We start from the raw sequence: 22,656 nt of genomic DNA, 5'->3' as shown, positions 1-22,656 counted from the left end.
CGATCACTTCTTCTCCGGTAGCGCGGGCATCGCGGGCGGGCTGCCGGGCATCGCCGGGGCGGTCCAGCCGTTGTCCTCGGCCAGCCGCGCCCCCCGCACCGACTCGATCGCCGACGACGGCCCCTCGACCCGAGCGGTCTCGTCGACCGGGGCCGCCTCGTCGGTGAAGCCGGCCAGCTCCAGCTCGACGGTGCGGAGGTCGGTCAGCGGGGCACCGCGGGTCGGCTGCGGACGCTCACCGCGGCGCAGCGCGTCGACCAGCTCGACCGCCGACTCGACCGACTGGTTGTCGAAGTACTCGTAGTCGACCTGCAGGACCGGGGCGAGATCGCACGCCGCCAGGCACTCCGCGTGCTCGAGCGTGATGGAGCCGGTCGTGCCCGGCTCGCCCACCGTCTCCTCGTGCCCCAGCGGGCGGTCCTCGGAACCCAGGTGGGTCTGCAGCCGGGCGTAGATGTCGTCCCCGCCGAGCGCCGCGCACAGCGTGTTGGTGCACACGCTGACCAGGTGCTCGCCGCAGGGACTGCGCTTGTACATCGTGTAGAACGTCGCCACCGCGGACACCTCGGCCGTGGTCAGCTCGAGGGCCTCGGCGCAGTAGCGGATGCCGTCCTGGCTGACGTAGCCCTCGACCGACTGCACCAGGTGCAGCAGCGGGAGCAGCGCCGACCGCGGCTCCGGGTACTGGGCGATGGTCTCCTTCGTCCGCGCGCGGGTGAGCTCGTCGAACGTCGGCGAGACCGGCGACGGCTCCGGCGGTGCGGGGAACTCGCGCTCCGTCGGGGTGACCGGGGCCGGCGAGTTGGACTCCGGGTTGCCTCCGGGGAGGGTCATCGGTCGCAACCTCCCATCACGGGGTCGATCGACGCGACGGCCGCGATGACGTCGGCGACCTGGCCGCCCTCGCTCATCGCGGGCATCGTCTGCAGGTTCACGAAGCTGGGGTCGCGCACGTGGACGCGGACCGGGCGGGTGCCGCCGTCGGAGACCAGGTGGACGCCGAGCTCGCCGCGCGGGGACTCGACGCCGACATAGGCCTGGCCCGGCGGCACGTGGAAGCCCTCGGTCACCAGCTTGAAGTGGTGGATCAGCGACTCCATCGACTGGCCCATGATCTTGCGGACGTGCTCGAGCGTCGTGCCCATGCCGTCGCTGCCGATCGAGAGCTGAGCCGGCCACGCGACCTTCGGGTCGTCGACCATGACCCGGCCGGGGCCGATCTCGTCGAGCTTCGCCAGCGCCTGCCGCATGATCTTCAGCGACTCGTGGATCTCGGCGACACGCAGCCGGTAGCGGGCGTAGCAGTCGGCCTCGGTCGCCGTCGGGACCTCGAAGTCGTACTCGTCGTAGACCGAGTACGGCATGTGCTTGCGCAGGTCCCAGGCCAGCCCGGCCGACCGCAGGATCGGACCGGACGCACCGAGCGCCAGGCAGCCGTCGACGGGCAGGTAGCCGACACCCTCCAGCCGCTGCTTCCAGATCGGCTGGCCGGTGAGCAGGCGGTCGTAGTCGGGCAGCCGCGAGTCCATGACGTCGAGGAACTCGGTGACCCGCTCCCGGTACCCCTCGGGGAGGTCCTGGGCGAGCCCGCCGGGCCGGATGAACGCGTGGTTCATCCGCAGGCCGGTCAGGAACTCGAGCAGGTGCAGGACCTCCTCGCGCTCGCGGAACCCCGACGTCATGCCGGTCAGCGCGCCCAGCTCCATGCCGCCGGTGGCGAGCGCGACCAGGTGCGAACCGATCCGGTTGAGCTCCATGAGCAGCACCCGGATGTGCTCGGCCCGGTGCGGCACCTCGACGTCGAGCAGCTTCTCGACGGCCATGCAGTACGCGGCCTCGTTGAACAGCGGCGCCAGGTAGTCCGCGCGGGTCACGAACGTGACCCCCTGCGTCCAGGTCCGGTACTCGCAGTTCTTCTCGATGCCGGTGTGCAGGTAGCCGATCACCGCACGGCCCTGGGTGACGGTCTCGCCCTCCAGCTCGAGGACGAGTCGCAGCACGCCGTGCGTCGACGGGTGCTGCGGACCCATGTTGATGACGATGCGGTCGTCGTGGTCCGCATCCATCAGGGTGTCCCAGTCGCCACCGGTGACCGTGTAGACGGTGCCCTCGGTGGTCTCCCGGCCGGGAGCGGCGTAGGGGTCCTGCTGCGGTGTGGTGGGGCGGTCGTCGGTGCTCGTCACGAGTAGGCCCTCCGCTCGTCGGGCGGCGGGATCTCCGCCCCCTTGTACTCCACGGGGATGCCGCCCAGCGGGTAGCTCTTGCGCTGGGGGTGGCCCTCCCAGTCGTCCGGCATGAGGATCCGGGTCAGCGCGGGATGGCCGTCGAAGACGACGCCGAACATGTCCCAGGTCTCGCGCTCGTGCCAGTCCGCGGTGGGGTACACGTCGACGACGCTGTCGACGTGCAGGTTCTCGATGTCCAGCGCGACCTCGAGCCGGATGCGGCGCCGGTAGGTCATGGACAGCAGGTGGTAGGCGACGTGCACCGGCCGGTCGACGGGCGACCCGTCCGGCGCCGAGTAGTCCACACCGGACACCGTCGCGCAGAACTCGAAGCGCAGGCCCGGGTCGTCGCGCAGCGTGCGGGCGACCGCGTTGAGCTTGTCGGGCAGCACGTACAGGGTCATCTCGTCGCGGTCGATCGTGACCTGCTCGATCGCGTCCCGCGGGATGGATCGCTCGTCCATCGCCGCGCCCAGCTCGTCGGCGAACTCGTCGAACCAGCCGCCGAAGGGCCGCTCGGCCGGCGCCGGCGCGTACCCGGGCAGCGTCAGCCCGCCGTAGCCGGAGGTGTCCCCGGTGCCGCGGACGCCGAACATGCCCGAGCGTGCCCGGGTCTCGGTGATGCGGGCGGCGGGCCGGACACCGGCCAGCGCGTCCCCACCACCACCGGCCTGCTGCTGCTCCAGCGCGGCGCCGCTCTCCTGCGACGACGAGTGCTCGCCGCCGGTCGGCTCGGCGTCGTCCTTCGAGGTACCGGTCGGTCCGGTCACTGCTGCTCACCTCCACGCGCGGCGTCGGCCAGCGACGGCAGGTCCGGCCGCTCGGCCGCGACCAGCTCGTTCAGGGCCGGCTTCGGCTGCGCGCCCGGCTCGAGATGGTTCGGGACGTCCGGGGTGGGCGTGCTCTTCAGCGCGTCCAGCTGCTTGTGCTTCGGCGCGAACTTCACCGACGACGGCACCATCGGCGTCCGGTACCCGGACTCGGCCAGCTCGGCGGCCCGCTTCGGGCCCAGCGGCTCGTCCATGATCTTGGCGTGGATCTTCAGGATCGCGTCGATGAGCATCTCCGGCCGCGGCGGGCAGCCCGGCAGGTACATGTCCACCGGCACGACGTGGTCGACGCCCTGGACGATCGCGTAGTTGTTGAACATGCCGCCGGAGCTGGCGCACACGCCCATCGCGAGCACCCAGCGCGGCTCGGGCATCTGGTCGTAGATCTGGCGCAGGACCGGCGCCATCTTGTTGCTCACCCGGCCCGCGACGATCATCAGGTCGGCCTGGCGCGGCGAGGCACGGAAGACCTCCATGCCGAACCGCGCGAGGTCGTAGCGCGGTGCGCCGGTGGTCATCATCTCGATGGCGCAGCAGGCCAGGCCGAACGTGGCGGGCCAGAGCGACGACTTCCGGGTCCAGTTGACCAGCTTCTCGACGTTGGTCAGCAGGACACCGCTGGGCAGGTTCTCCTCGAGTCCCATGACGGCCTCAGTTCCACTCGAGCCCGCCGCGACGCCATTCGTAGGCGTACGCGAAGGCGATCGTGGCGATGTAGAGCGTGATGGCCACGAACCCGAAGACACCGACCGCGTCGGCGACGACGGCGTACGGGTACATGAACACCAGCTCGATGTCGAACAGGATGAACAGCATCGCCGTGAGGTAGTAGGCGACCGGGACGCGACCGCCACCGACGACGGGCTGCGGCGAGGGCTCGATGCCGCACTCGTAGGAGTCCAGCTTCGCCCGGTTGAACCGGCGCGGCCCGATCAGTGGCGCCGCGGCGACCGAGAACACCGCGAACCCCGCCGCCAACGCGAACAGCAGGACGAGCGGGAGATAGGGATCGAGCATCCGTTCACCTTCGTGGTCGCGCCGCCACCGTCGTTGGTGGTGATCGACAAGCCGGTCGGGGGGACCCTATGTCCGCCACCGTGTGACGAAGAACCCAGGCGAGCCTTACCTGAGGGGGGACCTGGATCACGTGTGATCCACATCGTCGCTGGTCGAGGCCCTCCGATCGCCGTGTCGAGCACCACGCTTGTGAAAAACTTCACGAACGTCGCGACGAGTGTAGGACGTGAGCCACGGATCCGCGTCGGCGGATCGGGCGAGGACGACGAACTTCTTGCGGCGCAACGCGACGCGACCGGGCGGTGACAGAGGGTCCGGCACCGCCCGGCCGGTGCGACAGCGCTCGCCCCGTGCGGGAGCGGTCGGTCGGTGCAGGCACGAATCCGTGCAGGACCGATCGGGCCGTGCAGGACCGGTCGGTCGGGGCCGGAGCGCTCGGGCGATGCAGGAACCGCCGGTCGGGCCGGAGCGCTCGGGATGCAGGAGCCGCCCGGCGCGCGGAGAACGGTGCCCCTCGGCCCGGTGCCGGCGGCCGGGGGGCACCGCCCCGTGCGGTCGGCCGTGGTCCGGCCGCCGGTCCGGCTCTGACGCGCCGGGCACCCACGGATCGCCGCACAGCTTCCCGAGCAGTCGCGCACCCTGCAGGGCAGCCGCACAGCCCGCAGGCCCGCCGCGTACCCCGCAGCGGCGGTACCGCTCCCCCGGCGGCAGCTGTCGCACCCGTAACCGCACAGGCTCTCTTCCAGCCGCACAGTCTGCTGGCTCGCCGCACAACTCCGAGCCTGTGCGGGACGCCGCAAGGGTGTGCGGTTGCGCTGGGGGGTGGGCGGCGAGGGTGGCCCGGCGGGGGCGGGCGCCGGGGGCCGGGGCCCCGGGGGCGATTCGCCCGGCTGGCGGTGCCGTGCCGCATCGGGCGGCGGCAACGGGGTGGAGCACGACGTGGGAGAGGCCGCGACAGCCGCACGCCCGCGAAGGACCGCACACCCGGCCGACAGCCACACACCCTCGAGGACCCGCACCCGGCCGACAGCCGCACACCTCCGAGGAACCGCACACCCGGCCGAGCGGCCGCACACCCGGCGCCGGGAAGCCGCACAGCCGCACCGCGACCGCACAGGTTCGTTGCCTGCCGCACAGGTCCGGACTTGTGCGGAAGGCACGGAATCTGCGCGGGCAGCACAGAACCTGTGCGGCCGCATCGCGGCGCGGCGCGGAGGCGCGGCGCGATGCGGGGCGCGGAGGCGGGGCGCGGCGCGGAGGGGGGCGCGGAGGGGCGCGGCGCGGAGGCGGGGCGGGGGCCCGGGGGACGAGGCGCGGCGGCACGGCCCCGGCGGCACGGCGCGGCGGCACGGCGCGGCGGCGGCGCCGGGACGGGGCGTCGGCGCGGAGGCCGGCGTGGGTCAGGCGGGCTTGTACGCCCGGTGCAGCGCCACGGCGCCGACGGTGAGGTTGCGCCAGGCCACCCGCTCCCAGCCCGCGTCGGCGATCTTCTGGGAGAGCGCGGCCTGGTCGGGCCAGTCCCGGATCGACTCGGCGAGGTAGAGGTAGGCGTCCGGGTTCGAGGACACCGTGCGGGCCACGGTGGGGATCAGGTGCCCGAGGACGGCGCCCTGGTAGAGCGCGCGGAACGGCGCCCAGGTGGGGGTGGAGAACTCGCAGACCACGAGACGTCCGCCGGGGCGGGTCACCCGGGCCATCTCGCGCAGCCCGGCCACGGTGTCGGCGACGTTGCGCAGGCCGAAGGAGATCGTGACGGCGTCGAACGAGGCGTCGGCGAAGGGCAGGTGCAGGGCGTCGGCGGCGGCCTTCGGCACGTCGCGGTGGGCGCCCGCGCGCAGCATGCCCAGCGAGAAGTCGGCGGCGACGCACCAGGCGCCGTCCTTCGCGAGCTCGACGGTGGACACCGCGGTACCGGCGGCGAGGTCGAGGACCTTCTCGCCGGGCGAGAGGGCCAGTGCGCGCCGGGTCTGCACCCGCCAGTAGCGGTCCTGACCGCCGGACATCGCGGTGTTGGTCAGGTCGTAGCGCCGGGCGACGCCGTCGAACATCCGGGCGACGTCGTGCGGATCCTTGTCGAGCTCGGCGCGGGACACGCCACGAGCGTACGCAGCGGCGGTCACCGCTCGCCGAACTGCTCCCGCAGGACCTCGCGCAGCCCGGACAGGTACTCCGCACGGACCCGGGCCGCGGTCGCCGGCCACTCCCCGGCGGGGGTGTCGACGCCGGTCCCGGGTCCGGTGAAGGCGCCCATCCCGTGCAGGGCGATCCACCGGTGGTCGTAGTCGTGCGGGGCGCCCCGGTCCCAGGCGACGGCCCGCACGGCGGCGCGCCGGACCCGGGCCGGGTCGGCGAAGGCCCACCGGTTCACCGCCTCGCCGAACCGCTCGCGCAGCACCCCGACCGCCGACGCGGCCGTGGGGTCGGTGCAGCGGGTCGCGTCGAACCGGGCACGGACCTGGGCCGCGTAGAACCAGCGGGCGGCCTCCGCCATGTCGCCCTCGGCGACCAGGTTCTCCGACAGGGCGAACAGCACCGGCGGCAGCACCCGGTGCGGCGCGGCCAGCACCTCGGCCCTGGCCGTCGCACGGACGGCCGGGTTGCGGTCGAGCAGCCGCTGCATCTGCGCGACGGCGGCCGAGGTGTCCACCCCGGCGAGCTCACCCTGCGGTTCGACGACGACGGTCGTGCCCACGTGTGTCATGCCGCCGAGCCTGCGCCGGGCGGGCTGCTCCCGGATCCGCACGACTACGCAGCCGCGACCGAGCGGGGTCAGGCGGCGAGGTGCTCGGGCGCGGCGTGCAGCACCTGGGTGTAGTGCGCGAGCAGCTCGTCCCCGACCGCGGTCCAGGTGCGGCGCAGGACGGACTGGCGGGCGGCGGTGCCGAACGCCCGGTTGCGGCCCGGGTCGCACAGCGCGGTGACGGCGCCGACCAGCTCGCGGTCGGCCTCGTCGGTGGCGGGATCGCCGGGCTCGCCGCCGTCCGGGCGGGGCGCGACGAGGTACCCGGTGCGGCCGGGCAGGACGAGGTCGCGCGGTCCGCCCGCGTCCGGCGCGACGACCGGGACACCGGAGGCCAGCGCCTCCTGCACGGCCTGGCAGAACGTCTCGGCCTGTCCGGTGTGGACGAAGACGTCGAGGCTGGCGTAGATCCGGGCGAGCTCGTCGCCGCCGCGGTGCCCGAGGAACGCCGCCGACGGCAGCCGCTCCCGCAGCCCGTCCGCGCTCGGCCCGTCCCCGACGACGACCAGCCGCGTCCCGGGCATCGACCCCAGCACCGCGAGCCGGTCGACCTGCTTCTCCGGGGCCAGCCGGCCGACGAACCCGATCAGCCGTTCCCCGTCCGGCGCCAGCTCGGCGCGCAGCGCGTCGTCGCGCCGGGAGGGGGTGAACCGCCGGGTGTCGACGCCGCGCGCCCACTGGTGCACCCGCGGGACGCCGCGCTCGCGCAGCGCGCCGGTCGCCCAGCTGGACGGGGCGAGCGTGCGGTCCGCCATCGAGTGCAGCCGGCAGGTCCAGCGCCAGGCCGCACGGGCGGTGAGACCGAGCCCGTACGACGAGGCGAACCCGGCGACGTCGGTCTGGTAGATCGCGACCGTCGGGATGCCGAGCCGGCGCGCGGCGGCCAGCCCCCGCGCCCCGACGACGAACGGCGCGGCCAGGTGGACGACGTCCGGCCGGAACGCCCGCAGCGCGGTGAGCACCCGGCGGCTCGGGACGCCGACCGGCATCGAGTTGACCACCGGGAGCCCGACGGCGGGGATCCGGACGACCGGGATCCCGTCGTACTCCTGCGGCTCACCGGACCCGGGTGCGATCACGAGGACGTCGTGACCACCGGCCCGCAGGTGCTCGCACACCCGCAGGACGGAGTTGGTGACGCCGTTGACCACCGGCAGGAAGCATTCCGAGACGATTGCGACGCGCACGGTTCGACAGTGCTCGGAGCGGGACGCCGGGCCGGGTCCACGGCGTGATCAACCACCCAACCCTCGGCGAACATCGGGTGGGGCGCCCGCGAGTTGGTGTGCCCGGCACGGTCGCGTCATCTCGCGGTCGCGACCGGGTCACCACCTGCCCGGACACTCGGTGCGCATGACGGCCGTCCCGCAGACCACCCGACCCGTGCGCCCGGTGGACCCGGCGCTGCTCTCCCGCGCCCTGGAGACGGCCGGGCGGCTGGCGAACGACGCCGCCGAGGTGATCACCGCGACGCTCGGCCGCGAGCACGGCGGACCGCCGGAGGCCACCGCCAAGGCGAACCCGTTCGACTGGGTCACCGACACCGACCGGACGCTGGAGCGGCACACCCGCCGCGTCCTGGCGGCCGAGTTCCCCGGCTGCCCGGTCGTCGGCGAGGAGTACGGCGCCGACCGGGGCGCGGCGGAGGCGCCGATGCGGTGGGTGGTGGACCCGGTCGACGGCACCGCGAACTACGTGGCCGGGCTCCCGTGGTGCGCGTACAGCCTGGCCCTGGTCGACGGCGACGGCCCGGCCGTCGGCGTCGTCGCCGATCCGGGCCGCGGGCAGATCTACGCGGCCGCCCGCGGCCGCGGGTTCCGGGCGAACGGCAAGCCGGTCCCCCCGGCCCGGCCGGCCCGGCTGGCCGGCTCACTGGTGTGTGCGGAGGACCCGGACCCGGCCTTCGTCGACCGTGCCCGCGCCGCGCACGCCGGCGTCCGGGTGCTCGGGTCGGCCGCCCTGGCGATCACCCAGGTGGCGCTGGGCAACGCCGTCGCCGCGGTGCTCACCCGCTACCACGAGTGGGACGTGGCGGGGGCGCTGTGCCTGGCCGCGGAGTCCGGCGCGATGGTGCTGGGCCGCGACGGGCGGTCCGCCCCGATGCCGGCGGACGGGCTGCTCGTCGTCGCGCCGGAGGTGGCGGCGGAGACGTGCGCGCTCTGGCGCGGTCAGGACCGCTGATCGCGGCGGCGCCGCAGCGTCACCCAGGCCGGGCCGACCACGACCCAGATCGCGGCGAGCGCGCCGGCCGCCGGGAGGATGCCGTCGACCGCGGACCGGCCGGCGACGCGGACCCGGGTGGGCTCCGCGATGTCGTACTCGACGTAGATGTTCTCGCCGGGCGTGAGACCGACCGGGTAGGCGATCCCGGCCCCGGGGGTCTGCAGGCGCCCCTCGGCGTCGACGAACCGGACCACCGAGCGCCAGTAGCCGGAGCCGTCGAGGACGGTGGCCGCCGTGGTGGCGCCGTGCGAGGAGATCCGGATGTCGGTGAGGAACGCCCCACCGAGCGCGATCAGCACCAGCAGCGTCAGGGTGATCCCGACACCCGCGACGATCTCCGGCACCCGGTAGCGCACCCGGGCCATGAAGCGGCCCGCAGCGGCCCGGGTCTCGGTCAGCACGTCGCCGGTCGGACTGGTCACGACACCCGATTCTAGGGAGCCGCCCACCGGGCCACGGCCACCCGGGTGTGTCGGGTGCCTCGCCCCGCCGCCCCGCACCGCCGCGGTCCGTTGCCTACCCTCGGGGTGTGACTGTCGCACCGGCCGGCACCGCGTTGCGGGTCCGCACCCGCCCGCTCCGGCTCGACGGGCCGCTGCTGGACGTGCTGCCCCGCGGTGCGGGCGCGCTGTCCTGGGTGCGTGGCGACGAGGGCATCGTCGGGTGGGGCGAGGCCGCCCGGTTCACCGCGTCCGGTCCCGGGCGGTTCGCCGAGGCCGACCGCTGGTGGCGCTCGGTCGTGGCCGACCTGGAGGTCGACGACGACGTCCGGCTGCCCGGCACCGGCGCCGTCGCCTTCACCTCCTTCACCTTCGATCCGGCCTCCGCCGGGTCGGTGCTGGTGGTGCCGCGGGTCGTCGTCGGCCGCCGCGGGCACCGGGCGTGGGTCACCGAGATCTCCACGGACGACGAGCCGCCCGGCGCGGCGCTGCCCGTCCCCGCGCCGGTCCGGCCCGGCGGGCGGCTGCACTTCGCCGACGGCGACGTCCCGGCCCACCGCTACCGCGGCGCGGTCGGCGAGGCCGTGCGCCGGATGCGGGCGGGTGAGCTGGACAAGGTCGTGCTCGCCCACGACCTGCTCGCGCACGCCGACGCGGACCTCGACACGCGCTTCCTCCTGGGCGGGCTCGCCCGACGGTTCCCGACGTGCTGGACGTTCGCCGTCGACGGCCTGGTCGGCGCCACCCCGGAGCTGCTGCTGCGGCTCGACGGGCCGACCGTGGAGTCGCGGGTGCTGGCCGGGACGATGTGGCCCTCCGGCGACGGGACCGATGTGGACAGCGCGCTCGCCGGGTCCGCGAAGGACCGCCGCGAGCACGCCTACGCGGTCGACTCCCTCGCCGCGTCGCTGCGGCCGCTGGTGACCGACCTGCGGGTGCCGGACGGCCCGTCCGTCCTGACCCTGCCCAACGTGTCCCACCTGGCGAGCGACGTCACCGCCCGGCTCGACGCGGCGCGCCCCGCCTCCCTGCTGACGCTGCTCGGTGCGGTGCACCCGACCGCGGCCGTCGGCGGGACCCCGACCCCGGACGCGACCGCGCTGATCACGGAGATCGAGGGGCTCGACCGCGGCCGCTACGCCGGCCCGGTCGGCTACGTCGACGCCGACGGCGGCGGGGAGACCGGCATCGCGCTGCGCTGCGCCGAGCTGCGCGGCCGCACGGCGCGGTTGTTCGCCGGGTGCGGGATCGTCGCCGACTCCGATCCCGACGCGGAGGTGCGCGAGGCCGCCGCCAAGATGCGCGCCGTCCGGGAGGCGCTGGAGGGCTGAGCGCCCTCAGCCCAGTGCCGCGCCCACGGCCTCGCGGAGGGCGGCGTGCGCGTCGCGCAGACCGGCCCGCGGCACCCGGACACGGACCAGGCGGCGCCCGGAGCCGGGCCGTGCGGTCAGCTCGGCCGGGTCACCGGACCAGTCGGCCGCGTCCCAGCCCGCGGCGCGGGCCAGACCGACGAGATCGACCCCGGTCGGCGTGCCGAAGATCCGCTCGAAGGCGTGCGCGTGTTCCGCGCCGCCCTGCTCGAGCAGGTGGAAGATGCCGCCGCCGTCGTCGTCGAGGACGACCGCGGTGAGGTCCGGGCAGGGCTCGTCCGGGCCGATGACCAGGCCCGTCGTGTCGTGCACCAGGGTGAGGTCACCGAGCAGCAGCGCGGTCGGGCCGTCGTGCGCCAGCGCCGCGCCGACGGCGGTCGACACCGTCCCGTCGATCCCCGCGACGCCCCGGTTCGCGCGCACCGTCAGCCCGGACCGGGGGGTGGCGGCGAGCGCGACGTCGCGGACCGGGTTCGACGAGCCGAGGACGAGCTGCCCGCCGTCGCGCTGCGCGGCGACGACCTGACGGGCCAGGCGCAGGCCGGGCGCACCGTCGGCGGTGCCGTCGTCGAGGGCGGTGTCGAGGGCCTTGGCCGCGGCCCGGTCGGCGTCGCCCCACGCCCACGTCCAGTCGTCGGGCGGGGTGAGGGCGGGCAGCGCGCCGACGGCCCGGACCGTGCCGGACACGTCGGTCCAGCCGACGCCGTCCTGACCGGGGTCGGCGTACACCGCGATGCCGGGGTCCGCGAGCACGGCGGACACCGCGCGGTGCAGCGTCGGACGGCCCAGGACGACCACCTGCGTCGGCCGCAGCTCCGGCCGGTCGATCAGCCAGGGGCCGGTGCGCAGGGCGTGCGGCCACCACGGCGACGACGGCTCGGCCACCAGCGGGGCGCCACCGAGCAGGCCGGGATCGACGGCCGGGCCGCCGGTACCGGCGATCACGAGGGTCCGGGCGGCGGGGTCCAGCGGCAGTGGCGGCGCCGTCCGCACCGGCCGGGTCACCGCGGTCCAGGCCGCTCCGGCGGCGCGGCCGGCGGGGACGCCGGGCCCGAGGAGGTCCTGCGCACCGGGCGTCGCGGCCGGGCCCTCGGGCACCAGCGGCTCGGCGTAGGGCAGGTCCAGGTGCACCGGGCCGGGGGCACCGGCCCCGGTCCCGGTCGCCGCCGCCAGCGCGCGCGCCACCGACGACCGCCAGCGCCGCGCCTCCGTGTCGGTCACCACGTCGGGCACGGCGAGCGAGCCGGACCAGCGCACGGTCGGCCCGAACAGGGCGGACTGCGCGATCGTCTGGCTGGCACCGGTCCCGACGAGCTCGGGCGGCCGGTCCGCGGTGAGCGCGATCAGCGGCACCCCGGCGTGGGCGGCCTCGAGCACGGCGGGATGCAGGTTCGCGACGGCCGTCCCCGAGGTGACGACGACCGGCACCGGACGCCCGGAGGCCAGCGCCAGGCCGAGTGCGAGGAAGCCCGCCGTCCGCTCGTCGATCCGGACGTGCAGCCGGATCAGCCCGAGCGCCTCGGCCCGGGCCAGCGCGAACGCCGGCGGCGCGTTGCGGGAGCCCGGGCAGAGCACAGCGTCGGTGACGCCGGCGCGGATCAGCTCGTCCACGAGGACGCGAGCCTGGGCGGTGGAGCCGTTCACGCAATCAACCCTCGGTAGCCGTGGTGGGGGCCGGGCGGGCGGCGAGACGCACGCTCCGGAAACCCGCCGCCGGTCGTGCGGTCCGGCGCTCGGGAGGCGCGACCGCGACCGGCCGGTATCGACGGTACCCCGTACGGCGGGGCCTCCACCTGTGACGCCCGTCGTCGGCGGCTCAGACCTCCAGGTACTCGAAGGTCGTCGCCGCGCTCGCGCCGGGGAGCCGGGTCGCGACCCCGGCCGCCCACTCCCGCAGGACCCCGCTGCCCGCCATGTCGCCGTCCAGCGCCGCCAGGTACGCCCGGTGCGCCTCCAGCGAGGCGACGGCCGCGTCGAGGTGCCCGGAGATGTCGACCGCGTGCCGCGCGCGGGGCGACGCCGCGACCGCGACCCCGCGCACGCCGTCCCACCGCTCGCCCGCCTCCGGGAACAGCCACCGGTTCGCCGCGTCCCGGACGGCGTCGATGACGGCCCGGCCGACGGCGACGTGATCGGCGTGGTTGGGCGCGGCGCCGTCGGCGTCCCACGACTCCCGGTGGTTCCCGGTGACGACGAGCTGCGGCCGGTGCCTGCGGATCGCCGCGGCGATGTCGCGGCGCAGCGCGACCGAGTACTCGACCAGGCCGTCGGGATGGTCGAGGAACTCGACGACGTCGACGCCGACGGCCGCGCACGCCGCCCGCTGCTCGGCCTCGCGGACGGGGGCGCACGCGTCGGGGGCGAGGGTGTCGATCCCCGCCTCACCGCGGGTGACCAGCAGGTAGGTGACCCGCCTGCCCTGCGACGTCCAGCGGGCGACGGCGCCGGAACCGCCGTACTCCATGTCGTCCGGATGGGCGACGACGACCAGCACGCGGTCGGCGTCCTCGGGCAGCGGCAGGTAGTCGTCGTCGGACATGGGTCCAGTGTGGCGGGGACCGTCGGCCCGGTGTGGCCGCAGCACGTCGGATGCCGGGTCCTGGTGTGGTGGGAACCGGTGTATCCATCACCCGGACGAACTACGGTGACGCCACCGACAGCCAGTCTCACGATGGGGAGAGACCGTGTCCGACACGCAGTCCGGTGCCACCGCACCGGGAACCGGGACGACGCCGACGGAGCCCGGCCGGCCACGCACGCCGATCGGCCGCGTGGTCGCGGCGAGCATGCTCGGCACGACGGTCGAGTGGTACGACTACTTCCTCTACGGCGTCGCCGCGGCGCTGGTCTTCCCGCAGGTGTTCTTCCCGGACTCCGACGGCGCCACCGGCCTCCTGCTCTCGCTCGGCACGTTCGCCGTCGGGTTCATCGCGCGCCCGCTGGGCGGCCTGGTGTTCGGCCACTACGGCGACAAGATCGGCCGCAAGAAGCTGCTGGTCATCTCGCTGCTCATGATGGGCCTGTCGACGTTCGCGATCGGCCTGCTGCCGGGCTACGCCACGATCGGCATCGCCGCGCCGGCGCTGCTGGTGCTGCTGCGCCTGATCCAGGGCTTCGCACTGGGCGGCGAGTGGGGCGGCGCCGTCCTGATCGTGTCCGAGCACGGGAAGCCCGAGCACCGGGGGTTCTGGGCGAGCTGGCCGCAGGCCGGCGCGCCCGCCGGGCAGCTGCTCGCCAACGGCCTGCTCGCGGTGATGGCGCTGGTGCAGTCCGAGGAGGCCTTCCAGGCCTGGGGCTGGCGGATCCCGTTCCTGCTGTCCGCCGTGCTGGTGCTGATCGGCCTGTACGTCCGGCTCGCCGTCGAGGAGTCCCCGGTGTTCCGGGAGGCGCAGGCGAAGGCGGCCGCGCGGGCCGCGGCCGGCGAGAAGGAGACGATGCCGATCGTCGACGTGTTCCGGCAGTACCCGCGCGAGGTGCTGACCGCGATGGGCGCCCGGTTCGCCGAGAACGTCTCCTACTACATCTTCACGATCGTCATCTCCACCTACGCGACCCGTCAGCTCGACCTGCCGTCGTCGTTCGTGCTGGGGGCGGTGCTGATCGGTGCGGCCGTGCACCTGGTGACCACCCCGATGTGGGGCGCGATCTCCGACCGGGTCGGGCGCAAGCCGGTGTACCTGGTCGGTGCGGTCGGCGTCGGTGTCTGGGCGTTCGCGTTCTTCGCCCTGCTCGACACGCGGAACTTCGCGCTCACCGCGATCGCGGTGACGGTCGGCCTGGTGCTGCACGGCGCGATGTACGGCCCGCAGGCGGCGTTCCTGTCCGAGCTGTTCGGCACGAAGGTCCGCTACTCGGGGGTGTCGATCGGCTACCAGCTGGCCTCGGTGTTCGCCGGCGGTCTCGCCCCGGTGATCGCGGTCGCACTGCTGACCGCGACCGGCACCGGCTTCTCGATCGCCGTCTACATCGCGGCCAGCTCGGTGGTGACGATCGTCGCCGTGGCGCTCTACTCGGAGACCCGGACCCGCCGCCTCGACGCCGACGATGCGCTGACGGAGCGCTGACGGAGCGCTGACGCGGGACAGATCCTCACCGAGCGCGGCGGCTCCGCCGGGCGTAGAACGGGCACCGACCCGACCACCGTCCCCGGAGCCGCCCCGTGCCGCGTACCGACCTGACGATCCCCACCCCCGACGGCGACGCCCGTGCCACCCTGCACACCCCGGACGGCGACGGCCCCTGGCCCGGGGTCGTGCTCTACGTCGACGCGGGCGGGGTCCGGAAGGCCATGCACGACATGGCCGCCCACCTCGCCGTCCTCGGCTACGCGGTGCTGCTGCCCGACGTCTACCACCGGCACGGCGACTGGGCGCCCTTCGACATGAGCACCGTGTTCACCGACGACGACGAGCGCGCCCGGCTGATGGGGATGGTCTCCTCGCTGGAGCCGCGGATGGTCGCCGTCGACGCGGAGGCCTGGGTGACGGCGCTGCTCGACCGCCCCGAGGTCGCCGGCCCCCGGGTCGGCGTCACCGGGTACTGCATGGGCGGCGTGATGGCGCTGCGGACGGCCGGCACGCAGCCCGAGCGGGTGGCCGCGGCGGCGTCGTTCCACGGCGGGAACCTCGCCACCGACGACCCGGCCAGCGTGCACCGGCTCGCCGACCGGATCCGCGCCACCGTGTACGTCGCGGGCGCCACCGACGACCGCTCGTTCCCCGAGGAGCAGCGGCAGCGGCTGGAGGAGGCCCTGTCCGGCGCCGGTGTCGGCCACACGGTGGAGACCTATCCGGCGGCGCACGGGTTCGCCGTCCCCGACACTCCCGCCCACGACGACGCCGCCGAGCAGCGGCACTGGGAGGCCCTGCACCGCCTGTTCGGCGGCGCACTCTGACGGGAACGGCCGCGGGGTAACGTTCCGCCCGAGATGAGCGCGACCCTGCACGTGACGGGCCTGGCCGCGGGCCACGGCGATCACCCCCTGTTCTCCGGGCTGGACCTCGTCGTCGCACCGGGCGACGTCGTCGGCCTGGTCGGCGCGAACGGCGCCGGGAAGTCGACCCTGCTGTCGCTGCTCGCCGGGGAACGGGAGCCCGACGCCGGAAAGCTGACGCTCGCCCCGCCGGACGCCACGGTCGGGCACCTGCCACAGGAGCCCGACCGGCGGCCCGGCGAGACGGTGGCCGGCTTCCTCGCCCGGCGCACCGGCGTGGCCGCGGCACAGTCCACGATGGACACCGCGGCCGAGGACCTGGCGTCCGGCGCCCCGGGTGCCGACGACCGGTACGCCGGCGCGCTGGACCGCTGGCTCGCCCTCGGCGGGGCCGACCTCGACGAGCGGGCCGGCGACGCGCTGCGCGAGGTCGGGCTCGGCGTCGGGACCGGCGCGCCGATGACCGGGCTGTCCGGCGGGCAGGCGGCGCGGGCGAACCTCGCCGCGCTGCTGCTGTCCCGCTACGACCTCCTGCTGCTCGACGAGCCCACCAACGATCTGGACCTCGACGGGCTGGACCGACTGGAGCGGTTCGTCACCGGCCTCGCCCGCCAGGGCACCCCGACCGTCCTGGTCAGCCACGACCGCGAGTTCCTGGCCCGCACGGTGAACCGGATCGTCGAGCTCGACCTCGCCCAGCAGCAGGTCCGGATCCACGACGGCGGACACGAGGCCTACCTCGCCGAACGCGAGATCGCGCGCCGGCACGCACGCGAGGACTACGACGAGTACGCCGACAAGCTGGGCGCACTCCGGCAGCGGGCCGTGATGCAGCGGAACTGGATGGCCCAGGGCGTCCGGAACGCGCGCCGCAAGACCAAGGACCCGGACAAGAACGTGCGCGCCCTGCGCGCCGAGTCCAGCGAGAAGCAGGCCGCGAAGGCCCGCCAGACCGAGCGGGCGATCGAGCGGCTGGAGGTCGTCGAGGAGCCCCGCAAGGAGTGGGAGCTGCGGATGACGATCGCGGCCGCGCCCCGGTCCGGGACGGTCGTCGCGCGGGCGGACGCGGCCGTCGTGCGCCGCGGGGACTTCGTGCTCGGCCCGGTGACGCTCCAGCTGGAGTGGGCGGACCGGGTCGTCGTCACCGGCGCGAACGGTGCCGGGAAGTCGACGCTCCTCGGGCTGCTGCTCGGCCGGATCGCACCGGACACCGGCGCCGCGGGGCCGGGATCGGGGGTGGTCGTCGGGGAGATCGACCAGGCCCGCGGCGCGTTCCTCGGCGAGCAGACGCTGCTGCGGGCGTTCGGGGAGCAGGTGCCCGACTGGCCCGAGTCCGAGGTGCGGACGCTGCTGGCCAAGTACGCGCTCACCGCCGACCAGGTGCTGCGGACCGCGGCGTCGCTGTCACCGGGTGAGCGGACCAGGGCCGGGCTGGCGCTGCTGCAGGCCCGCGGGGTGAACCTGCTGGTGCTCGACGAGCCGACCAACCACCTCGACCTGCCCGCGATCGAGCAGCTGGAGCAGGCGCTCGACGCGTTCACCGGGACGGTCCTGCTGGTCACGCACGACCGGCGGATGCTCGACACGGTTCGCGCGACCCGTCGCTGGGAGCTGCGGGACGGAGCGGTCACCGAGCTCTGACCCCGCTACGAACCGGAGAGCCCCGGACCGGTGTCGCCGGTCCGGGGCTCCCCGGTTCGAGTGCGGAAGAAGGGTGGGCGGGGTCAGGCCTGCTCGGGCTCGGCGGCGTCGGACTGCGCGACGATGGCGAAGCGCAGCTCCTCCTCACCGCCCTCCGTCGTCACCGGCTGCACGTCGAGCACCTTGTCGTCCAGCAGCTGGGCCGCGGTGGGCTCCAGGAAGACGGTGATGCCCTCGCCGCGCAGGACGGTGTCCTGGTCGTCGGCCGTCTGCGCCAGCGCGAGCTCCAGGCCCTGCGCGGGGTCCGGCGCGGTGATGCGCAGGCCGCCGTCGTCGGGCAGCTCGGCGTCGGTGCTCAGGGTCTTGATCGCCTCGGCGGCGTTCTCGGTGATCGCCAACATCGACCCCACCGTACGGACGGCGGTGTGCACGTCCACCGGTGTCCCCCCGTCCCGATCACGTTCGGGTGGCGACGGCCCCGTGTCCACCGGGAATGCGCCGGGTGAGCTACGTCACCCACCCCGGCGACCGGCCCCGCGCACGAGAGCGGCCCGGCGTCCACCGTGGGACGCCGGGCCGCAGGTACCGCGAGCGGGTGGCGCGGACTCAGCCGAAGTCGTCGGGGTCCGGGCCGATCCGCTTGCCGGTGTGCAGCTTCTCGATCGACGCGATGTCGTCGTCGGTCAGGGAGAAGTCGAAGATCTCGAAGTTCTCCTTGATCCGGCCCGGGTCGTTCGACTTCGGGAACACGATGTTCCCGAGCTGGATGTGCCAGCGGAGCACGACCTGCGCGGCGGACTTGCCGTACTTCCGGGCGAGCTCGGCGAGCTCCGGGGCGTCGAGCAGGCCCTTGCCCTGGCCGATCGGGCTCCACGCCTCGGTCGCGATGCCGTGCTGCCGGTGGTAGTCGCGCAGCTCGCGCTGGACCAGGTGCGGGTGGAACTCGATCTGGTTGATCGCCGGCACCGTCGAGGTCTCGGCCGCGAGCCGGTCCAGGTGCGGGACCTGGAAGTTGGAGACGCCGATCGACCGGGCCTTGCCGGCCTTCCTCGCGTCCTCGAAGCCCTGCCAGGTCTCGACGTAGCGGTCCTCCTGCGGCTTCGGCCAGTGGATCAGGTAGAGATCGACGTGGTCGAGGCCGAGCTTGGTGAGGCTGTCGTCGAGGCGCTCGACGGCCGAGCCGCGGCCGTGGCCGTCGTTGTTCAGCTTCGTGGTGATCCAGAGCTCGTCGCGCGGGACGCCCGCGTCGGCGATCCCCTTCCCGACGCCCTCCTCGTTGCCGTACATCTGCGCGGTGTCGATGTGCCGGTAGCCCACGTCCAGGGCCGCCTTGACCTTCTCCGCGGTGTCGCCGGGCTCGATCTGGAAGACGCCGAAGCCGAGCTGCGGGATCTCCCGGCCGTCGTTGAGCGTGATCGTGGGAGTAGCCATGACTCCGGTCTACCCGCGCCTGCGCGCGCACATGCCCCACCGTGGGATGTGCCTCGACGGGGAATAGCTCAGCCCCACACCCGGGCGATCTCTGCTGCGACGCCGGCCGCCTGCGCCCGCCCGGCCCGGGCCGCGGCCGGCCGCCGTGCCGGGTCGAGCACGTTGCGGCCGAACGCGCGCCGGGCGCGGCGGTCCGGCTCGACGCAGGCGACCCGCCCGAGCGCGCCGAGCGCCTCGGCCTGCACCCGCGGGGCGACGGCCGACCCGAGCCCGCCGGTCAGCGGGGCGAGCACGACGACGCGGCCGTACCCGGCGGCGAGGTCGGCGTTGGCCATGGACCGCACCCCGCCGTCGATCCAGCGGGTTCCGGCGGCCGTCACCGGTGGCCAGACGCCGGGGACCGCGCAGCTGGCGGCGACCGCGGTGGCGAGCGGGACGCCGTCGTCGCGGGTGAAGACCCGGAGGTCGCCGGTGTACGCGTCCACCGCGGTGATCCACAGGTCACGGCCGGACGGCCAGCCGGCGTCGCCGAGCCGGGACCCGATCGCGGCGAGCCGCTCGGCCTCCCCGACGGTGTCGGCGGCCAGCGCCATCCGGCCGATCCGGGCGCGGACCCGGCGGGCGTCCCGCGGGCCCGCCAGCGCGGCCACCCCGTACCGGACGGCGAGACGCAGCCCGAGGTTCGCCGCGATCTCGCCCGACGGCGGTGCGAGCTGGGTCTCCAGCAACGCCTGCGGGTCCCGTCCGGCGGCGAGGTTCGCTCCGACCGCCGACCCCGCCGACGTCCCGACGACGAGATCGGCCCCGGTCAGGTCGATCCCGTCCGCCGCCAGACCCGCGACCAGCCCGTACATCCAGGCGATCCCGGTGATCCCGCCACCGCCGAGGACCAGTGCCCGCCGCTCGTCGCCCATCCGCTGTCAGCCCCGCAGCGCCCGGGCGGCGATCTGGGCGAGGTGCACCGGCTCCCGCTCCCCGGCCTGCCGGACCTGGGTACGGCAGGAGTAGCCGTCGGCGAGCAGGTCCACCGCGCCGTCGGCGGCCCGGACCGCGGGCAGCAGCGCACGCTCGGCACAAGCCATCGAGACGTCGTAGTGCCCGTCCTCGAAGCCGAAGTTGCCGGCCAGGCCGCAGCAGCCGGAGTCGAGCACGGTCGCGTCCACCCCGAGCGCCGCCAGCACCGCGCGGTCCGGTTCGCTGCCCAGCTCGGCGTGCTGGTGGCAGTGGATCTGCACCAGCGCCGCGCCGTTGCCCTCCCCCGCGACGGCGGCGAGCTCGTCGGCGTGCCGGTTCAGCAACTCCGCGAACGTCGACACCTGCTGCTCGAGGACCGTGACCCGCGGCTCGTCGGGCAGCAGCTCCGCCGCGTCGGACCGCAGGGCGGCGGTGCACGACGGCTCCAGCCCGACGACCGGGATCCCCGCGTCGAGCGCCGGGCCGATCGCCCGCAGGCTGCGCGCCAGCACCCGGCGGGCGGCGGTGACCTGGCCGGTCGAGGTCCAGGTCAGGCCGCAGCACACGTTCCTGGGCGGCAGCTCGACCCGATACCCGAGCCCGGTGAGGACGGCGACGGCGTCCGCCGCGATCTCCGGGTCGAAGTGGTCGGTGAAGGTGTCGGTCCACAGCAGCAGCGGGCCGCGGCTTCCCGGGGCGATCCCGAGGTCCGGGACCCGCGACATCGGCAGGCCGCGTGCGGCCTGCGCGGTGTAGGTCTCGCGGGCGATCGGCGGGATGGCCCGGCGGGCGTCGATCCCGCCCGCCTTCTTCGCGACCGTCGCCAGCAGCGGCACCTGCGCGAGCCGGTTCAGCCCGTCGACGGCGGCCGCCGGGAGCGCCCCCACCATCCGCAGCCAGCGCGGCAGCGCGCCCATCGAGTAGTGCGTGCGCGGCCGGATCCTGCGGTGGTAGCGGTTGGCGAGGAACTCGGTCTTGTACGACGCCATGTCCACACCGACCGGGCAGTCGGACTTGCAGCCCTTGCAGGACAGGCAGAGGTCGAGCGACTCGGCGACCTCGTCGGACTGCCAGCCGTCGGTGATGATCTCGCCGTTCGCCATCTCGAACAGCAGCCGCGCGCGTCCGCGGGTGGAGTGCTTCTCCTCCTTGGTGACGTTCCAGCTCGGGCACATCACCCCGGAGCCGGTGTCGATCGCGCACTTGCCGACACCCAGGCAGCGCCGGGTGGCCCGGTGGAACGAGCCGCGGTCGTGCCCGAAGGCCAGCTTCGGCTCGTCGGGCATGGTCGGCATGCCGAGCTGGACGCGCAGGTTCTCGTCCATCGTCGCCGGGCGCACGACGCGGCCGGGGTTCATCCGGTCGTCCGGGTCCCAGACCGCCTTGAACCGCTCGAAGCCGGTGATGATCTGCGGCGGGTACATGCGCGGCAGCAGCTCGGCGCGGGCCTGCCCGTCGCCGTGCTCACCCGAGAGCGACCCACCGTGCGCGACGACGACGTCCGCCGCATCGGTCATGAACGCCCGGAAGTTCGCGATCCCCGGCTTCGTCAGCAGGTCGAAGTCGATCCGGACGTGCAGGCAGCCGTCGCCGAAGTGGCCGTAGTAGATGCCCGTGCGGCCGTGCCGCTCCAGCACCTTGTCGAACTCGCGCAGGTAGGCACCGAACTTCTCCGGCGGGACGGCGGCGTCCTCCCAGCCCGGCCATGCCTCGCCGCCGTCGGGCGAGCGGGTCACCAGACCGGCACCCTCCTCGCGGACCCGCCACAGCGCGGCCATCTGCTTCGGCTCGGAGACCACGACGGCGCCGGTGGTGTAGGGCTTCATCGCGGACGCGACGGCGTGCGCGGCGGCCTCGGCGGCCGCCCGGTCCTCGCCGCCCGTCTCGACGTAGAGCCAGCCCTTGCCCTCCGGCAGCATCCGCGAGGTCGTCTCGTCGGGGCGCAGCGCACGCAGCGAGGCGATCAGGCCGGCGTCCATCCCCTCGATGGTCAGCGGGGAGTGCTCGCGGACGATCATCACGTTGTCGGCGGCGTGGTAGGCGTCCGGGAAGCCCAGCACGGCCAGCGCCCGCGCGGGCGGCGACTCGACCAGGTCCACCGTCGCGGCGAGGATCGTGGCGCAGGTGCCCTCGGTCCCGACCAGTGCCTTCGCCAGGTTCACGTTCCCGGGGACGAGCTGGTCGAGGTTGTAGCCCGACACCCGGCGGGTCAGCTCCGGGACGTGGTTCGCCACGTCGGTCGCCATCTCGGCGCCCAGCGCACGCAGCGCGTCCGGGATCGCGCCCGTCTCGGTGCCGTCCGGGCCGAGGGTGATCCGCTCCCCGCGGTAGGTCAGGACGTCCAGCGAGCGGACGTTGTCGACCGTCTTGCCCCAGGCCACCGAGTGCGAGCCGCAGGCGTTGTTGCCGATCATCCCGCCGATCGAGCAGCGGTTGTGCGTCGACGGGTCCGGCCCGAACGTCAGCCCGTGCGGCTTCCCGGCGTCGCGGACGGCGTCGCACACCGCACCGGGCTGGACCGTCGCGGTCCGCGCGTCCGGGTCGACCGACAGGATCGAGTCCATGTGGGTGCGGAAGTCGAGCGCGACCGCGGTGTTCACCGCCTGACCGGCGATCGAGGTCCGTGAGCCGACCGGCATGACGGGCACGTCGTGGGCGCGGCAGACCGCCATCGCCGCCTCGACGTCGGCCGCGTTGCGCGGAGCGATCACACCGATCGGGACACCCCGGTAGTTCGACGCGTCGGCCGACCACATGGCGCGGCTGCCGGCGTCGAACCGGACCTCACCGCCGACGGCGGCACGCAGCTCGTTCTCCAGGGCGCGGTACGCGGTGGTGGTCGCGGTACTCAC

At 74.7% G+C, this 22,656-nt stretch carries 20 protein-coding genes; 5 read left to right on the top strand and 15 right to left on the bottom strand.

The genetic code is table 11. From position 1 onward, the window contains the following. Positions 1–3: 3 nt before the first annotated feature. From nuoE to PP1_RS20150, 8 genes are all read right to left on the bottom strand, one after another. Positions 4–834, bottom strand: coding sequence for an NADH-quinone oxidoreductase subunit NuoE (gene nuoE / locus PP1_RS20185; RefSeq protein ID WP_010244270.1), 831 nt, complete (start codon positions 832–834; stop codon positions 4–6). After that, entirely contained in the window at positions 831–2,183 is a 1,353-nt protein-coding gene (locus PP1_RS20180) for an NADH-quinone oxidoreductase subunit D (protein WP_010244273.1), read from the bottom strand. Before PP1_RS20180 ends, nuoE begins: the two co-directional genes overlap by 4 nt. Further along, a complete protein-coding gene (locus tag PP1_RS20175; protein ID WP_010244276.1) occupies positions 2,180–2,995 on the bottom strand; it encodes an NADH-quinone oxidoreductase subunit C in 816 nt (271 codons plus the stop codon). Before PP1_RS20175 ends, PP1_RS20180 begins: the two co-directional genes overlap by 4 nt. Beyond that, positions 2,992–3,699, bottom strand: a complete 708-nt coding sequence (locus PP1_RS20170) for a NuoB/complex I 20 kDa subunit family protein (protein WP_010244280.1) — start codon at positions 3,697–3,699, stop codon at positions 2,992–2,994. Before PP1_RS20170 ends, PP1_RS20175 begins: the two co-directional genes overlap by 4 nt. A 7-nt stretch (positions 3,700–3,706) precedes the next feature. Then, positions 3,707–4,072, bottom strand: a complete 366-nt coding sequence (locus PP1_RS20165; protein ID WP_010244283.1) for an NADH-quinone oxidoreductase subunit A — start codon at positions 4,070–4,072, stop codon at positions 3,707–3,709. Between the two features lie 1,400 nt (positions 4,073–5,472). Beyond that, positions 5,473–6,165 carry a demethylmenaquinone methyltransferase gene (locus PP1_RS20160; protein WP_010224825.1) on the bottom strand — a complete coding sequence of 231 codons (693 nt, stop codon included), beginning with the start codon at positions 6,163–6,165 and terminating at the stop codon, positions 5,473–5,475. Between the two features lie 23 nt (positions 6,166–6,188). After that, positions 6,189–6,773 (bottom strand): hypothetical protein, encoded by a 585-nt coding sequence (locus tag PP1_RS20155; RefSeq protein ID WP_139323967.1) that lies wholly within the window; start codon positions 6,771–6,773, stop codon positions 6,189–6,191. Between the two features lie 68 nt (positions 6,774–6,841). Continuing rightward, positions 6,842–7,999: a glycosyltransferase family 4 protein gene (locus PP1_RS20150; RefSeq protein ID WP_050802201.1), complete on the bottom strand. Its 1,158-nt coding sequence runs from the start codon at positions 7,997–7,999 to the stop codon at positions 6,842–6,844. 166 nt (positions 8,000–8,165) lie between these two features. Here PP1_RS20150 and PP1_RS20145 point away from each other — a divergent pair, with 166 nt between their 5' ends. Then, positions 8,166–8,993: an inositol monophosphatase family protein gene (locus tag PP1_RS20145; RefSeq protein ID WP_010224819.1), complete on the top strand. Its 828-nt coding sequence runs from the start codon at positions 8,166–8,168 to the stop codon at positions 8,991–8,993. Here PP1_RS20145 and PP1_RS20140 read toward each other — a convergent pair. Beyond that, the gene (locus PP1_RS20140) at positions 8,981–9,457 is read right to left on the bottom strand and encodes a DUF3592 domain-containing protein (protein ID WP_010224817.1); all 477 of its coding nucleotides are present in this window, start codon (positions 9,455–9,457) and stop codon (positions 8,981–8,983) included. The genes PP1_RS20145 and PP1_RS20140 overlap by 13 nt on opposite strands. 107 nt (positions 9,458–9,564) lie before the next feature. On the opposite strand from PP1_RS20140, the gene PP1_RS20135 reads away from it, so the two are divergent. Further along, positions 9,565–10,806 (top strand): isochorismate synthase, encoded by a 1,242-nt coding sequence (locus PP1_RS20135; RefSeq protein ID WP_060574786.1) that lies wholly within the window; start codon positions 9,565–9,567, stop codon positions 10,804–10,806. Positions 10,807–10,812: 6 nt separating this feature from the next. On the opposite strand, the gene menD is transcribed toward PP1_RS20135, so the two are convergent. Both menD and PP1_RS20125 read right to left on the bottom strand, forming a co-directional pair. Continuing rightward, positions 10,813–12,489: a 2-succinyl-5-enolpyruvyl-6-hydroxy-3-cyclohexene-1-carboxylic-acid synthase gene (gene menD, locus PP1_RS20130; protein WP_075314735.1), complete on the bottom strand. Its 1,677-nt coding sequence runs from the start codon at positions 12,487–12,489 to the stop codon at positions 10,813–10,815. Positions 12,490–12,661: 172 nt separating this feature from the next. Continuing rightward, positions 12,662–13,384 carry a PIG-L deacetylase family protein gene (locus PP1_RS20125; RefSeq protein WP_010235899.1) on the bottom strand — a complete coding sequence of 241 codons (723 nt, stop codon included), beginning with the start codon at positions 13,382–13,384 and terminating at the stop codon, positions 12,662–12,664. 247 nt (positions 13,385–13,631) lie between these two features. Here PP1_RS20125 and PP1_RS20120 point away from each other — a divergent pair, with 247 nt between their 5' ends. From PP1_RS20120 to PP1_RS20110, 3 genes are all read left to right on the top strand, one after another. After that, entirely contained in the window at positions 13,632–14,909 is a 1,278-nt protein-coding gene (locus PP1_RS20120; RefSeq protein ID WP_139324184.1) for an MFS transporter, read from the top strand. A gap of 95 nt (positions 14,910–15,004) precedes the next feature. Further along, on the top strand, positions 15,005–15,739 hold the full coding sequence (locus tag PP1_RS20115) for a dienelactone hydrolase family protein (RefSeq protein WP_010235905.1): 735 nt from the start codon (positions 15,005–15,007) through the stop codon (positions 15,737–15,739). Between the two features lie 33 nt (positions 15,740–15,772). Continuing rightward, positions 15,773–17,419 carry an ABC-F family ATP-binding cassette domain-containing protein gene (locus tag PP1_RS20110; protein ID WP_010235909.1) on the top strand — a complete coding sequence of 549 codons (1,647 nt, stop codon included), beginning with the start codon at positions 15,773–15,775 and terminating at the stop codon, positions 17,417–17,419. A gap of 83 nt (positions 17,420–17,502) precedes the next feature. Here PP1_RS20110 and PP1_RS20105 read toward each other — a convergent pair whose 3' ends face one another. The 4 genes from PP1_RS20105 to PP1_RS20090 form a co-directional block, all read right to left on the bottom strand. Then, positions 17,503–17,820 (bottom strand): adhesin, encoded by a 318-nt coding sequence (locus tag PP1_RS20105; protein WP_029239766.1) that lies wholly within the window; start codon positions 17,818–17,820, stop codon positions 17,503–17,505. A gap of 205 nt (positions 17,821–18,025) precedes the next feature. Beyond that, the gene (locus PP1_RS20100; RefSeq protein WP_010235915.1) at positions 18,026–18,850 is read right to left on the bottom strand and encodes an aldo/keto reductase; all 825 of its coding nucleotides are present in this window, start codon (positions 18,848–18,850) and stop codon (positions 18,026–18,028) included. Between the two features lie 68 nt (positions 18,851–18,918). Then, positions 18,919–19,764 (bottom strand): patatin-like phospholipase family protein, encoded by an 846-nt coding sequence (locus PP1_RS20095; protein ID WP_060574782.1) that lies wholly within the window; start codon positions 19,762–19,764, stop codon positions 18,919–18,921. Positions 19,765–19,770: 6 nt separating this feature from the next. Further along, positions 19,771–22,656 carry an FAD-binding and (Fe-S)-binding domain-containing protein gene (locus PP1_RS20090; RefSeq protein WP_010231206.1) on the bottom strand — a complete coding sequence of 962 codons (2,886 nt, stop codon included), beginning with the start codon at positions 22,654–22,656 and terminating at the stop codon, positions 19,771–19,773.

The organism is Pseudonocardia sp. P1 (genome assembly GCF_000178675.2).
In the GTDB taxonomy this organism is placed as follows: domain Bacteria; phylum Actinomycetota; class Actinomycetes; order Mycobacteriales; family Pseudonocardiaceae; genus Pseudonocardia.
Note: the sequence above shows the minus strand (reverse complement) of the source record. Positions and strands in the feature narration are given on the sequence as shown.

Excerpts from the sequence above, each read along its gene's own strand:
- PP1_RS20095 (WP_060574782.1), bottom strand. The coding sequence starts at position 19,764 with ATGGGCGACGAGCGGCGGGCACTGGTCCTCGGCGGTGGCGGGATCACC.
- PP1_RS20105 (WP_029239766.1), bottom strand. The coding sequence starts at position 17,820 with ATGTTGGCGATCACCGAGAACGCCGCCGAGGCGATCAAGACCCTGAGC.
- PP1_RS20165 (WP_010244283.1), bottom strand. The coding sequence starts at position 4,072 with ATGCTCGATCCCTATCTCCCGCTCGTCCTGCTGTTCGCGTTGGCGGCG.
- PP1_RS20120 (WP_139324184.1), top strand. The coding sequence starts at position 13,632 with ATGCTCGGCACGACGGTCGAGTGGTACGACTACTTCCTCTACGGCGTC.
- PP1_RS20155 (WP_139323967.1), bottom strand. The coding sequence starts at position 6,773 with ATGACACACGTGGGCACGACCGTCGTCGTCGAACCGCAGGGTGAGCTC.
- PP1_RS20125 (WP_010235899.1), bottom strand. The coding sequence starts at position 13,384 with ATGTCCGACGACGACTACCTGCCGCTGCCCGAGGACGCCGACCGCGTG.
- nuoE (WP_010244270.1), bottom strand. The coding sequence starts at position 834 with ATGACCCTCCCCGGAGGCAACCCGGAGTCCAACTCGCCGGCCCCGGTC.
- PP1_RS20145 (WP_010224819.1), top strand. The coding sequence starts at position 8,166 with ATGACGGCCGTCCCGCAGACCACCCGACCCGTGCGCCCGGTGGACCCG.
- PP1_RS20110 (WP_010235909.1), top strand. The coding sequence starts at position 15,773 with ATGAGCGCGACCCTGCACGTGACGGGCCTGGCCGCGGGCCACGGCGAT.
- PP1_RS20100 (WP_010235915.1), bottom strand. The coding sequence starts at position 18,850 with ATGGCTACTCCCACGATCACGCTCAACGACGGCCGGGAGATCCCGCAG.
- PP1_RS20170 (WP_010244280.1), bottom strand. The coding sequence starts at position 3,699 with ATGGGACTCGAGGAGAACCTGCCCAGCGGTGTCCTGCTGACCAACGTC.